Consider the following 12,589-nt stretch of genomic DNA (forward strand, 5'->3'; position numbering starts at 1 on the left):
CCTCCTTAACCCAGAATCTCATCTACAGATTTTCCGCGGAGCTTTGCAACCTCTTCCGGAGTCTTTAACTGGCTCAGGCCTGCGATTGTTGCCAGAACTACGTTCTGTTTATTTCTGGAACCCATACATTTTGTACGGATGTTTTTGATACCAGCAAGCTCGATTACGGCACGTGCCGGGCCACCGGCGATAACTCCAGTACCTTCCGGAGCTCTCTTCAGAAGCATCTCAGCGCTTCCGAATTTTCCGATGAAGTCATGTGTAATGGAATTGTTCTCGTCTCTTGCAACAGTAACAAGTTTCTTCATAGCGTCCTCTTTACCTTTGCGGATCGCCTCCGGAATTTCTGCTGCTTTTCCTAAACCTGCACCAACGTGTCCATTGCCGTCACCTACAACAACTAAAGCTGTGAAACGGAAGTTACGACCACCTTTAACAACCTTGGTAACACGCTTGATTGATACTACTTTATCTTCTAACTCTAACTGACTAGCATCAATAAGATTACGTTTCATGTGTTCTTTTCCTCCTCTTAGAATTTCAGTCCAGCTTCTCTTGCTGCATCTGCCAGTGCTTTAACTTTTCCGTGGTAGATATATCCACCTCTGTCGAAAACAACGTTCTCGATACCAGCCTCGATGGCTTTTTTACCGATTACTGTTCCGACTTTTGCTGCAGCCTGTACATCGTCAGTGTTCTCAAGCTCTGCTTTTACGTCCTTCTGGAGAGTAGAAGCGGATACTAAAGTCTTACCAACTGTGTCATCAATAATCTGTGCATAGATGTGCTTGTTGGAACGAAATACTGCCAGACGAGGAGTAGTTGCAGTTCCGTTTAAATGATGACGTAATCTTCTATGCTTCTTTTCGCGAATTTCGCTTCTGGATGCTTTGTTAATCATATTCTCACTCTCCTTAATTATTTCTTACCGGTCTTACCGACTTTACGTCTGATAACTTCGTCAACGTACTTGATTCCCTTGCCCTTGTATGGCTCAGGTCTTCTCTTGTCTCTGATCTCAGCTGCGTACTGGCCAACTTTTTCTTTGCTGATACCAGATACGATGATCTTGTTTCCATCAACTGTGGACTCAAGACCTTCTGGATCTTCCATTTCTACCGGGTGAGAATATCCAAGGCTAAGTACGAGCTTCTTGCCCTGCTTAGCTGCTTTATAACCAACACCGTTAACCTCAAGCTCTTTTTTGTAGCCTTCGCTTACACCAACAACCATGTTGTGGATAAGGCTTCTTGTTAATCCGTGAAGGGATTTGATTCTCTTTAAGTCGTTCGGTCTTGTTACTACTACATGACCGTCTTCAACTTTGATCTCTAACTCTGTCGGGAGTGCTCTCTCAAGTGTTCCCTTAGGTCCTTTTACTGTTACAACGTTTCCATCAGCGACTGTAACCTCAACGCCAGCTGGAATTGCAACCGGAAGTCTTCCGATTCGTGACATAAATTTGTCCTCCTTACTTAGATTGTCGGAGAGGGCCCATGCCCTCTCTGTTTTCAGTTTAAAAGCTATATGACTGCCCTGTATGGACTACCATACAAATGCAAGTACCTCGCCACCAACCTGAAGCTTACGAGCCTCTTTGTCAGTGATAACGCCTTTGTTTGTGGAAAGGATTGCGATACCAAGTCCACCAAGAACCTTCGGAAGCTCATCCTTGCCTGCGTATACACGAAGACCTGGTTTGGAGATTCTCTTAAGTCCTGTGATGATCTTCTGATTTTTGTCCTCACCGTATTTCAGTGTGATGTGAAGAGTTTTAACAACTCCATCCTCAACCAGATCATATTTTGCGATGTATCCCTCATCTACAAGGATGTTTGCGATAGCAATTTTCATCTTAGATGCCGGTACGTCTACAGTGTCATGTTTTGCAGTGTTTGCGTTACGGATTCTTGTAAGCATATCTGCGATCGGATCGCTCATTGTCATGTAAGTTTCCTCCTCTTTCTTCAGACTTTACATGTCGTGTGAATTAATATATATCTAATCAAAAAGTTGCTTGCAGCCTACCAGGACGCTTTTTTAACACCCGGAATCTGACCTTTGTATGCCAGCTCACGGAAGCAGATTCTGCAAATTCCGTATTTTCTCAGGTATGCATGTGGACGGCCACAGATTCTGCAGCGAGTATACTCTCTTGTGGAGAATTTAGCTTTGCGCTGCTGTTTAATTTTCATTGCTGTCTTAGCCATGAATCTTTTCCTCCTATTTAGCAAATGGCATGTTGAATAATGTCAGTAATTCGCGTGCCTCTTCATCTGTTTTAGCAGTTGTAACGAAGATAACGTCCATTCCTCTTACTTTATCAACCTTATCGTACTCAACCTCTGGGAAGATCAGCTGCTCTTTGATACCAAGAGCGTAGTTTCCTCTGCCGTCGAATGCGTTCGGGTTAACACCACGGAAGTCACGTACACGTGGAAGAGCAAGGTTGATAAGACGATCAGCGAATTCATACATCTTCTCACCTCTCAGAGTAACTTTACATCCGATCGGCATACCCTCTCTGATTTTGAAGTTAGCGACAGATTTTTTAGCTTTTGTAGCGATTGCTTTCTGTCCTGTAACAAGTTCCATATCTGCGATTGCAGCGTCAAGAAGTTTAGCGTTCTCTTTCGCCTCGCCAACACCCATGTTAACAACGATTTTCTCGAGTTTTGGCACTTCCATTACGTTTTTGTATCCGAATTTCTTGGTCATGGCATCCATGATCTCGTTCTTGTAAAGATCTTTTAATCTACTCACCTTTATATGCCTCCTCTCTTAATTAATCGATTGTCTTTCCTGTTGCCTTTGCAACACGGACTTTTTTGTCTCCATCCATCTTGAATCCAACTCTTGTAGCTTTTCCGTCTACAACGAGCATTACGTTGGAGATGTGAAGCGGAGCTTCTTTTGTCACGATTCCACCGTTCTGATTAGCTGCGGACGGTTTAGCGTGCTTTGTAACCATGTTTACGTTCTCAACAACTACTGTGTTGTCTTTTACGTTAACTGCAAGAACTTTTCCGTCCTTACCTTTATCTTTTCCAGCGATAACTTTTACAGTATCACCTTTTTTAATTTTCATAGCTGACATTCGGCACCCTCCTATAATACTTCCGGAGCTAAGGAAACGATCTTCATGAATTTCTTCTCACGAAGCTCTCTGGCAACTGGTCCAAAGATACGAGTTCCTCTCGGAGTTAAGTCATCCTTGATAATTACGGCAGCATTTTCATCGAAACGGATGTAGGATCCGTCTTTACGACGAGCGCCTTTTTTAGTTCTAACAACTACAGCTTTAACAACGTCACCTTTTTTAACAACGCCGCCTGGTGTTGCATCTTTAACCGTAGCAACGATTGTATCACCGATGTTTGCATATCTTCTTGTAGAGCCGCCCATAACACGAATACAAAGGATTTCTTTTGCACCAGTGTTGTCGGCAACTTTCAGTCTAGTTTCCTGCTGAATCATACTGGTTTCCTCCTTATTTAGCTTTCTCTACGATCTCAACCAGTCTCCATCTCTTGTCCTTGGACAGCGGTCTGGTCTCCATTACCTTAACGGTATCTCCGATGTTGCACTCATTGTTCTCATCATGAGCTTTTAATTTATATGTTCTCTTCACGATTTTTTTGTAAAGAGGATGTTTTACATGGTCTTCAATTGCAACTACGATGGTCTTATCCATTTTGTCGCTGATAACCTTACCCACGCGGGTTTTTCTCAGATTTCTTTCCACGATCTATGTCCTCCTGTCCTATTTGGAAGCGTTTGCCTGCTCAGTGATTACTGTCTGGATTCTGGCAATATTTTTACGAACCTCTTTGATTCGTCCTGTATTGTCTAACTGGTTTGTTGCATTCTGAAATCTCAGATTGAAAAGCTCTTTTTTAGCAGCTACTAATTCTTCATTCAGTTCTGCAACTGACTTTGCTTTTAAATCTTCAACGAACTTATTAATTTTCACTGTTATCACCGCCTTCTAAGTCTGCACGAGAAACTATTTTACATTTACATGGTAACTTGTGCATTGCAAGACGTAATGCTTCACGGGCAACCTCTTCGGACACGCCTGCAATCTCAAACATAACACGACCTGGTTTAACTACTGCTACCCAGTACTCCAGAGCGCCTTTTCCGGAACCCATTCGAGTCTCAGCTGGTTTAGCTGTTACCGGTTTATCCGGGAAAATCTTAATCCAAACTTTACCGCCACGTTTGATGTAACGGGTCATAGCAACACGGGCTGCCTCGATCTGATTAGATCTGATCCAGCACGGCTCAGTAGCAACAAGACCGAAATCACCATAGTTGATAGCATTGCCTCTCAGGGCTTTTCCTCTCATGGAGCCACGGAATTGTTTACGACGTTTTACTCTTTTTGGCATTAACATTATTTATCGCTCCCTTCCTTAGTTCCTTTTGTCGGAAGAATCTCACCATTGTAGATCCATGCCTTAACACCAACTTTACCGTATGTGGTGTCTGCTTCCGCAAAGCCATAATCGATATCTGCACGAAGTGTCTGAAGCGGGATTGTTCCCTCGCTGTAGAACTCTGTACGAGCCATATCAGCTCCACCGAGACGTCCGGATACGGAAGTCTTGATTCCCTTAGCGCCAGCCTTCATTGTTCTCTGCATTGTGGACTTCATAGCACGTCTGAAAGAAATACGGTTCTCAAGCTGAAGAGCAATGTTCTCAGCAACCAGCTGTGCATCTTTGTCCGGTCTCTTTACTTCTTTGATGTCAACGATAAGCTTCTTGTCTGTGTATTTCTGAAGCTCAGCTTTAACTTTCTCGATCTCTGCGCCGCCCTTACCGATTACGATACCAGGTTTTGCTGTGTAGATGATGATCTTAACTCTGTCAGATGCTCTCTCGATCTCGATCTTGGAAACACCTGCGCTGTATAATTTCTTTTTAAGGAATGTTCTGATGTTGTAGTCTTCTACCAGGTAGTCAGCAAATTTATCTTCTGCATACCATCTGGAATCCCAATCCTTGATAACTCCGACTCTAAGGCCATGCGGATTAACTTTCTGTCCCATGCTTTTCCTCCTTACCTTTCATCAAGCACAACAGTGATATGGCTTGTTCTCTTCTCGATTCTGTAAGCTCTACCCTGTGCTCTCGGCTGAATTCTCTTCATTGTAGGTCCCTTATCTGCATAGCATGCTGCAACATAAAGGTTGTCTGCGTTCATTCCGTTGTTGTTCTCAGCGTTTGCTACTGCTGACTCAAGCAGTTTTTTGATCACGCTGGAAGCGTATCTCGGATTGTATGTCAGGATACCAAGTGCTGTCTGTACATCTTTGCCACGGATTGCATCTAATACGTAGCATGCTTTCTGAACAGAAATTCTTGCATAAGATAACTTTGCAGACGGCCTTGTCTCTCTATTATTCTCATTTCTGGCTCTCTTTATCTGGCTTCTATGTCCTTTTGCCATCTTAAAGTGCCTCCTTTCCTAAATTCGATATCTGAGTTATCTGCCAGCTGTCTTAAACTGACAGCGGGCAGTTATAAATCTGATGACTAGCGTACTCCGGACTTCTTCTCGTCTTTTCCGTGTCCTCTGTAAGTTCTTGTTGCAACGAACTCACCAAGTTTGTGTCCTACCATATCCTCTGTGATATATACCGGCACATGTTTTCTTCCGTCATGAACAGCGATTGTGTGTCCTACGAAAGACGGGAAGATTGTGGAACGGCGAGACCAAGTTTTGATTACGGATTTATCATTTGCAGCGTTAAGAGCGTCTACTTTTTTAAGTAAGCTCTGGTCTGCAAAAGGTCCTTTTTTCAGTGAACGAGACATGCTTTCTCCTCCTTATTATTTCGATAATGCTTTTCCATCGCGTCTTCTTACGATGTACTTGTTGGACTGTTTGTTTTTCTTTCTGGTCTTCAGGCCGAGAGCAGGTTTGCCCCACGGTGTGCAAGGACCTGGGCGTCCGATACCGGTCTTACCTTCACCACCACCATGTGGATGGTCATTCGGGTTCATTACGGAACCACGAACTGTAGGTCTGATACCCATGTTACGTTTACGTCCGGCTTTACCGATGTTAATAAGGTTGTGATCTCCGTTTCCGATTACACCAACAGTTGCGCGGCATACGATCGGAACCATTCTCATCTCACCGGAAGGAAGACGAAGTGTTGCGAACTTTCCTTCTTTAGCCATGAGCTGTGCGCCGTTTCCTGCAGAACGAACCATCTGTCCGCCTTTTCCAGGATGAAGCTCAATGTTGTGAACCATAGTACCAACCGGGATAAGCTCCAGCGGGAGGCAGTTTCCAACACGAACCTCAGCTTCCGGACCATTGTAAACCTTCTGGCCTACTTTAAGTCCCTCTGGAGCGAGGATGTAAGCTTTCTCGCCATCTGCGTAGCAGATAAGAGCGATGTTAGCTGTTCTGTTCGGATCGTACTCGATTGTTTTAACTGTTGCAGGGATTCCATCTTTTCTTCTCTTGAAGTCGATGATTCTGTATTTTCTTCTGCTTCCGCCACCCTGATGTCTTACAGTGATCTTACCCTGATTGTTACGTCCGGCGTTCTTCTTAAGGGAAGTAACGAGGGATTTCTCTGGTTTTGCAGCTGTAATCTCAGAGAAGTCGGAACCAGTCATATGTCTTCTTGACGGTGTATATGGGTTATAGCTTTTGATTCCCATGATGTTTCTCCTTTCAATCTTTATCATCACGCTTTTGACTGCGTATATTCGCGATAATCAGAGTGACACAGATTCATGAGGAAGCAGGCTCGTCATGCTTGCATGTAAGAGACTGATTACTTATGAAGCTGTAGAAGCGTGAAACGCGACCGAGGAAGCTTCTGCTTCCGAGGTGTCACTCGTACCGCTTGATGCTGATCTTCTAATTAAAGTCCTTCGAAGATCTCGATATCTTTGCTCTCTTCTGTAAGAGCTACGATAGCTTTTTTGGTCTTAGCAGTTTTTCCAACTACCATTCCACGGCGTTTTTTCTTTCCATCGTTGTTGATGGTGTTTACGCTTTTAACTTTTGTTCCCTCGAACATCTTCTCAACAGCCTCTTTGATCTGAGTCTTGTTTGCTTCCGGATGTACAAGGAATGTATATTTTTTCTCACCCATGGCGTTCATGGATTTCTCTGTGATAACCGGACGGATGATTACGTCATAGTACTGAATACTTGCCATTATGCGTATACCTCCTCGATAGATGCAACGGCATCCTTTGTAACAACTACGGTGTTGTGTTTCATAACATCGTATGTGTTGATTGTAGCCGGTGTTGCAGTTTCCACGTCAGCGATGTTTCTTGCAGAAAGAATTACGTTCTGATCGTTATCAGCTGTGATTACAAGAGCTTTCTCTGCTTTCAGGTTTGTAAGGACCTTCTGCATCTCTTTTGTCTTAACCTCAGCAAGTGCAAGGCTGTCAACAACAACAAGTTTATTATCCTGAACCTTGGATGTCAGAGCGGATTTAAGAGCTGCTCTTCTTTCCTTCTTGTTCATTTTTACTTCATAGTCTCTCGGAACCGGAGCGAATACAACACCGCCGCCTGTCCACTGTGGTGCACGGATGGAACCCTGTCTTGCATGACCTGTTCCTTTCTGTCTCCACGGTTTTCTTCCGCCGCCTCTTACCTCAGAACGAGTTTTCGCTTTCTGAGTTCCCTGACGGTTATTTGCAAGCTGACGAACAACTGCAAGATGAACGAGATGCTCGTTGATCTCAACGCCGAATACTGCGTCATTCAGCTCCATTGTGCCAACTTCATTGCCTTCCATATTATAAACAGTTACATTAGCCATTCTGATGCTCCTCCTTTCCTATTATAAGGACTTTACTGTCTCTTTGATTGTAACCAAAGATTTCTTAGGTCCTGGAACAGCACCTTTAACTAACAGTAAGTTATTTTCTGTATCTACACGTACGATCTCAAGATTCTGAACAGTTACCTGAACATGTCCCATGTGACCTGGCATATGTTTTCCTTTGAAAACCTTGCTCGGATCGGAGCAAGCGCCGTTGGAACCTGCATGACGATGATATTTAGAACCGTGAGCCATAGGTCCTCTGGACTGGCCATGTCTCTTGATGGCGCCCTGGAAGCCTTTACCTTTGGAAACTGCAGTAGCATCGATGTGATCTCCTGCTGCAAAGATGTCAGCCTTGATTTCCTGTCCAACCTCATACTCGCCGGCATTGTCAAATCTGAACTCTTTTACAAATCTTTTTACAGCTACACCAGCTTTATCGAAGTGGCCTTTCTCCGGTTTGTTGACCAGTTTCTCTCTGATCTCGCCGAATCCAACCTGAACTGATGTGTATCCATCGTTCTCCTCAGTTTTAACCTGAGTTACAACGCAAGGACCTGCCTGTAAAACAGTTACCGGAATTAACATTCCATCTTCATTGAAGATCTGAGTCATTCCGACTTTAGTAGCTAAAATAGCTTTCTTCATTTCTTTCTTCCTCCTTATAGCGGATTACCATTCGGTAATCATATAGTTAATGTCAAATGACATTATTAGCGGTTTTTCATCTTGATATCGATGTGAACACCAGCCGGCATTTCCAGTCTGGAAAGTGCGTCTACTGTTTTCTGAGTTGGTGTCAGGATATCGATAAGTCTCTTATGAGTTCTCTGCTCAAACTGCTCTCTGGAATCTTTGTATTTATGAACAGCTCTTAAGATTGTAACAACCTCTTTCTTAGTAGGAAGCGGAACCGGTCCACTTACCATTGCTCCGTTCTTCTTTACTGTCTCGATGATCTTTGCTGCAGATGCATCAACGAGCTGATGATCATATGCCTTTAATGTGATTCTCATTACCTGATTTGCCATAAAAAAAGTCTCCTCCTATTCGTACTTATATAGCAGTACGACAAGCGGCGACTGTACACATCTCCGTGTGTGTCATGGTATATTTGCACACACGCCCATCCCAAGATGGTTATTGAACTTTGTACAGTGACTTGTCGTCAGTTTCCTAACTTGACATTCGCTCCACGGAAAACCTACCGATATGGTAGCAACCTCGCGCTTCATAGCTATCAATGTCACAGCAAGGATTAGTATATACGATGATCTTTAAGAATGCAAGTGTTTTTTTAAATTTTTTCAATTTTTTTTAAAAAAGAAAAAAACGGCTCATTTCTGAACCGTTTTCTTCTTATATAATAGGTAGTTATTATTCTTCTGTTGCATCTGTATCACTGCCAATGATATCGGAATAGTCAAATAACGTTACATTGGTGATATCGTCTTTCACGATATCCGGTGCATCCCCTGCCTGTTTCACACGGCTTGCAAGCTGTGCGGCAGAAAGAGATGGCATCGCAAGGCTTCCGATTGTAACCTGCTCTTCTTCCACTCTCTCAGGTTCTTCCGTTCTTCTTGGCTGCGGACGGGCTGTTTTTCGTTCTGCCGGTCTTCTCTGGGTCCGCTCAAACTCAGGAGCCATATCTGCCTCTTCAGAAGTTGCTGCCGCAATTTCTTTTTTCAGTTCTTCATGTGCTTCACTGGCTGCCGTCTGTGCTGTCTGCTGCATGGCAGAAGCTTTTTTTTCAGATGAATGTTCTGTAATATCATCTTCATCGATTTCGTCCACAAAACCGCCGGTACGTACTTTTCGCTTTTCAGCTTTTTTGCCTTTGCGTTTGCGCGCCTTTTCTTCCTGAAGGATTTCTTTTTCTTCTTCCCTCATTCTTCTGGCACGTGCTTTCTCTTCTCGTTTCAGTTCTTTTTTTGATTTCACATATCCTGGTTCCGGATCTTCCATATCATCCTGTATGTCATCCGGCTCTTTTTTCCAGAGTTCTGCGATCACATAAAGAATGATCAGGAACAGTACAACAAGTCCGAGAATGATCAGGCCTTCTATACTCTCTGTAGCAACCAGCAGATATCCTACATATCCGATCGTGATCACTACTTTCGGAACATAATCTCCAACTTTAATTGTAAGCGTCTTACCTCCGGAAACAGACTGATCCGTAACGGTTCCGGTTCCCTTGGAAGTATCAAGATCCGTAATGGTATATTTATATGTCTTGGAATCTTTCTGTACAAGAATTGGTGTACCTACACTGATCGCAGAACTTTTCTCCGGAATTGCATATGTAACAGAACCAACAGGAAGGTTCGTTGCCTCATCAGCTTTATCCACGATCACTGTTCTCACCCCGAAAAACGGTGGAAGAACAAGTCCCAGTACGCAGACCAAAGTACATATTACAACAAGATGTACAATAAATTTCAATACTTTTGACATAGGTAATCTTCCTCTTTCATATTAGTAGGCGAATTGAAGCGGAAAGGGATACAGCGGGAATCGGTCTTCCTTTCCGTCTGTATCCCTTTATATTCCACGTCCGCAATGATTATCACGGACTGCTCTGTCTAAATTAATTACTGGTTGCTTAAATACTGTTCAATGCTCTCCATCGCCGCATTCTCATCATCACCGTTGGCAGACAATGTGATTTCTTCTCCAGCGTCAAGCCCCAGTGTCATCATTCCCATGATGCTCTTTGCATTGACTCTTTTTTTGCCAATCTCAACATAAATTTCACTGTTAAACTGGCTTGCTACCTGAACAAGCTGTGCTACTGGTCTCGCCTCCAGTCCAGTGGATAAGTTGATAGTGATTGGTTTTTTAATCATAATAGCTCCTCCTTGTTCTCCCGCAGCTCATCTGCGATCTCACTCAGCTTGCGAAGCCGGTGATTCACACCTGATTTGCCCACCTGCGGATTCAACATCATACCTAATTCTTTCAGCGTGGCATCTGGATATTTAAGCCTCAGCCTGGCCACCTGTGCCAGAGCGTCGGTCAGACTTTCAAAACCGACGGTCCTGCTGATCAGCTGTATATCTTCCACCTGTCTCACTGCCGCATTTACCGTTTTATTGATATTCGCAGCTTCACAGTTCACCTTGCGGTTTACCGTGTTACGCATTTCCTTAAGTATCCGGATATTCTCCAGATCCATAAGTGCTACGTTCGCTTCCATGACTGCCAGCATGTCAACGATCTGCGCGCCCTCCTTCACATAGACCACATATGATTTCTTGCGCACCACAATTTTAGCTTCTACGTGAAAACTGCGGATAATCCCCTGTAATTGTTCTGCTTTTCCGCGATCAGGACATACGATCTCAAAGTGATAGCCTTTCTCAGGATCACTGATCGAACCCGACGACAGGAAAGTGCCGCGAATAAATGCGCGCTTGCAGCAATTCATCTGAACCACAAACGAATTATCCATTTCAAGTAACCCGGTTTTGTTATTCACGGAAAGTTTCGTTCCCTGCAGAATCTCCTCCGCTCTCTGTGGGTCTGCAACCTCTACAAGATATACCTTACCACGTTTCAGATGGGACCCCTCCCGAATAACAATCGCTGTCTCTATATTAAATGTTTTTCTTAATAATGTAAAGCTTTTTCTTGCAACTGCTTCATTTTCTGTCTGAATCCACAGCTTTATGTTTCCATCTGACATTTTTTCCACATGGCCACAGCCGCAGAGCAGTGCCGCCATTTCTGCCACCTGACAGTGCCTTGCCGGACTGAACTGCCCCGCAAGTTCTTCTTTGACTTTTCCTGAAAACGACATCCCGAACCCTCTTTTACTGTTTCCGCACAGTATTCTTTATTGTAACACTATTTTTTCAGAAGTCTGTCCTTCTCTGCATCCCTGTGTTCCAGACGAATGCCATAATCGCCGGACTTGGACAGCCTGGAAAAAAGTTCCCTGGCAATCGTCACAGACCGATGTTTACCACCGGTACATCCGATTCCGATCACAAGGCTTGTTTTTCCTTCCTTAATATAATTAGGAATGAGAAAGCGTATCATATCCTCCAGCTTATCTGCGAATTCCTTCGCTGTATCACTGGCCATTACATAATCAAATACTGCATCATCCAGACCTGTGAGCGGGCGCAGTTCATCCACATAATAAGGATTAGGAAGGAAACGCACATCAAACACGAGATCTGCATCTGCCGGGATTCCATACTTAAATCCGAAGGAAAGAACAGAGATCATGATATTGCTGAATTCTCTGTCATCCACAAAAATCTTCTCTATCTCCTGACGCAGCTCTCTGGTAAGAAGGTGGCTGGTATCAATAATATAATCTGCACGCTTCCGGAGAAATTTTGTTTTTTCACGTTCCAGGCGGATTCCCTCATCCACTCTTCCTGTCCTAGCAAGCGGGTGACTTCTTCTGGATTCTTTATATCTCTTCACAAGAACAGAGTCTTCCGCATCCATGAACAGGATCTCATAATCGTATCCTGTCTGTTTCATGCGGTCCAGCACCACTTCCAGTTCATCAAGAGCACTCCCGCTCCTGGCATCGATTCCAAGCGCAACATTCCTTACGTTCTCACTCTGCATTTCCGGAAGAAGGGAAGCGAATTTCTCCAGAAGCTGAATCGGAAGATTATCCACGCAGAAATAATTCATATCCTCCAGCATCTTAAGTGCGGCGGTTTTTCCCGCTCCTGAAACTCCTGTAACGATCACAAAACGCATAATCTCTCTTCCTTTCCATTTCTTCTTCCGTTATTCATAC

At 43.8% G+C, this 12,589-nt stretch carries 23 protein-coding genes; all 23 read right to left on the minus strand.

Annotation, left to right across the window (positions count from 1 at the left end):
- Positions 1–5: 5 nt before the first annotated feature.
- The 23 genes from rpsE to rapZ all read right to left on the minus strand — a co-directional run bounded on the left by rpsE (position 6) and on the right by rapZ (position 12,549).
- Entirely contained in the window at positions 6–515 is a 510-nt protein-coding gene (gene rpsE / locus AC04Q6_RS17540; protein WP_015526931.1) for a 30S ribosomal protein S5, read from the minus strand.
- Between the two features lie 17 nt (positions 516–532).
- On the minus strand, positions 533–901 hold the full coding sequence (gene rplR, locus AC04Q6_RS17545; RefSeq protein ID WP_021975809.1) for a 50S ribosomal protein L18: 369 nt from the start codon (positions 899–901) through the stop codon (positions 533–535).
- Between the two features lie 17 nt (positions 902–918).
- Entirely contained in the window at positions 919–1,458 is a 540-nt protein-coding gene (gene rplF / locus AC04Q6_RS17550) for a 50S ribosomal protein L6 (RefSeq protein ID WP_118062096.1), read from the minus strand.
- Between the two features lie 87 nt (positions 1,459–1,545).
- Positions 1,546–1,947, minus strand: a complete 402-nt coding sequence (gene rpsH, locus AC04Q6_RS17555; protein ID WP_015526928.1) for a 30S ribosomal protein S8 — start codon at positions 1,945–1,947, stop codon at positions 1,546–1,548.
- Positions 1,948–2,024: 77 nt separating this feature from the next.
- Complete coding sequence (locus AC04Q6_RS17560) at positions 2,025–2,210, minus strand: type Z 30S ribosomal protein S14 (protein ID WP_015526927.1); 186 nt, start codon at positions 2,208–2,210, stop codon at positions 2,025–2,027.
- Positions 2,211–2,223: 13 nt separating this feature from the next.
- The gene (gene rplE / locus AC04Q6_RS17565; protein WP_021650765.1) at positions 2,224–2,763 is read right to left on the minus strand and encodes a 50S ribosomal protein L5; all 540 of its coding nucleotides are present in this window, start codon (positions 2,761–2,763) and stop codon (positions 2,224–2,226) included.
- Between the two features lie 22 nt (positions 2,764–2,785).
- On the minus strand, positions 2,786–3,097 hold the full coding sequence (gene rplX / locus AC04Q6_RS17570) for a 50S ribosomal protein L24 (RefSeq protein WP_021650764.1): 312 nt from the start codon (positions 3,095–3,097) through the stop codon (positions 2,786–2,788).
- Between the two features lie 11 nt (positions 3,098–3,108).
- On the minus strand, positions 3,109–3,477 hold the full coding sequence (gene rplN / locus AC04Q6_RS17575; RefSeq protein ID WP_019162495.1) for a 50S ribosomal protein L14: 369 nt from the start codon (positions 3,475–3,477) through the stop codon (positions 3,109–3,111).
- Positions 3,478–3,490: 13 nt separating this feature from the next.
- Complete coding sequence (gene rpsQ, locus AC04Q6_RS17580) at positions 3,491–3,745, minus strand: 30S ribosomal protein S17 (protein WP_021650763.1); 255 nt, start codon at positions 3,743–3,745, stop codon at positions 3,491–3,493.
- An 18-nt stretch (positions 3,746–3,763) separates the two neighbouring features.
- Complete coding sequence (gene rpmC, locus AC04Q6_RS17585; protein ID WP_021650762.1) at positions 3,764–3,973, minus strand: 50S ribosomal protein L29; 210 nt, start codon at positions 3,971–3,973, stop codon at positions 3,764–3,766.
- On the minus strand, positions 3,963–4,400 hold the full coding sequence (gene rplP / locus AC04Q6_RS17590; protein WP_118062095.1) for a 50S ribosomal protein L16: 438 nt from the start codon (positions 4,398–4,400) through the stop codon (positions 3,963–3,965). Before rplP ends, rpmC begins: the two co-directional genes overlap by 11 nt.
- On the minus strand, positions 4,400–5,056 hold the full coding sequence (gene rpsC, locus AC04Q6_RS17595; RefSeq protein ID WP_015526923.1) for a 30S ribosomal protein S3: 657 nt from the start codon (positions 5,054–5,056) through the stop codon (positions 4,400–4,402). Before rpsC ends, rplP begins: the two co-directional genes overlap by 1 nt.
- Positions 5,057–5,067: 11 nt before the next feature.
- Complete coding sequence (rplV, locus tag AC04Q6_RS17600; RefSeq protein WP_015526922.1) at positions 5,068–5,457, minus strand: 50S ribosomal protein L22; 390 nt, start codon at positions 5,455–5,457, stop codon at positions 5,068–5,070.
- An 86-nt stretch (positions 5,458–5,543) separates the two neighbouring features.
- On the minus strand, positions 5,544–5,825 hold the full coding sequence (rpsS, locus tag AC04Q6_RS17605; RefSeq protein ID WP_015526921.1) for a 30S ribosomal protein S19: 282 nt from the start codon (positions 5,823–5,825) through the stop codon (positions 5,544–5,546).
- Between the two features lie 15 nt (positions 5,826–5,840).
- Entirely contained in the window at positions 5,841–6,686 is an 846-nt protein-coding gene (rplB, locus tag AC04Q6_RS17610) for a 50S ribosomal protein L2 (RefSeq protein WP_118062094.1), read from the minus strand.
- A 206-nt stretch (positions 6,687–6,892) separates the two neighbouring features.
- Positions 6,893–7,192, minus strand: a complete 300-nt coding sequence (gene rplW / locus AC04Q6_RS17615) for a 50S ribosomal protein L23 (protein WP_021976670.1) — start codon at positions 7,190–7,192, stop codon at positions 6,893–6,895.
- A complete protein-coding gene (gene rplD, locus AC04Q6_RS17620; protein WP_021976669.1) occupies positions 7,192–7,812 on the minus strand; it encodes a 50S ribosomal protein L4 in 621 nt (206 codons plus the stop codon). The genes rplW and rplD overlap by 1 nt, the downstream gene beginning before the upstream one ends.
- A gap of 21 nt (positions 7,813–7,833) precedes the next feature.
- Positions 7,834–8,466 carry a 50S ribosomal protein L3 gene (gene rplC, locus AC04Q6_RS17625; protein ID WP_015526917.1) on the minus strand — a complete coding sequence of 211 codons (633 nt, stop codon included), beginning with the start codon at positions 8,464–8,466 and terminating at the stop codon, positions 7,834–7,836.
- A gap of 65 nt (positions 8,467–8,531) precedes the next feature.
- Positions 8,532–8,849, minus strand: a complete 318-nt coding sequence (gene rpsJ, locus AC04Q6_RS17630) for a 30S ribosomal protein S10 (RefSeq protein WP_015526916.1) — start codon at positions 8,847–8,849, stop codon at positions 8,532–8,534.
- 346 nt (positions 8,850–9,195) lie between these two features.
- Positions 9,196–10,278 carry a hypothetical protein gene (locus AC04Q6_RS17635; protein WP_119248248.1) on the minus strand — a complete coding sequence of 361 codons (1,083 nt, stop codon included), beginning with the start codon at positions 10,276–10,278 and terminating at the stop codon, positions 9,196–9,198.
- Between the two features lie 137 nt (positions 10,279–10,415).
- Positions 10,416–10,670, minus strand: coding sequence for an HPr family phosphocarrier protein (locus tag AC04Q6_RS17640; protein WP_015526913.1), 255 nt, complete (start codon positions 10,668–10,670; stop codon positions 10,416–10,418).
- Positions 10,667–11,623 carry a DNA-binding protein WhiA gene (gene whiA, locus AC04Q6_RS17645; RefSeq protein WP_119248249.1) on the minus strand — a complete coding sequence of 319 codons (957 nt, stop codon included), beginning with the start codon at positions 11,621–11,623 and terminating at the stop codon, positions 10,667–10,669. Before whiA ends, AC04Q6_RS17640 begins: the two co-directional genes overlap by 4 nt.
- Before the next feature lie 47 nt (positions 11,624–11,670).
- The gene (gene rapZ / locus AC04Q6_RS17650) at positions 11,671–12,549 is read right to left on the minus strand and encodes an RNase adapter RapZ (protein WP_021977060.1); all 879 of its coding nucleotides are present in this window, start codon (positions 12,547–12,549) and stop codon (positions 11,671–11,673) included.
- Positions 12,550–12,589: the final 40 nt, after the last annotated feature.

The organism is Blautia sp. HA9023, from assembly GCF_056504095.1.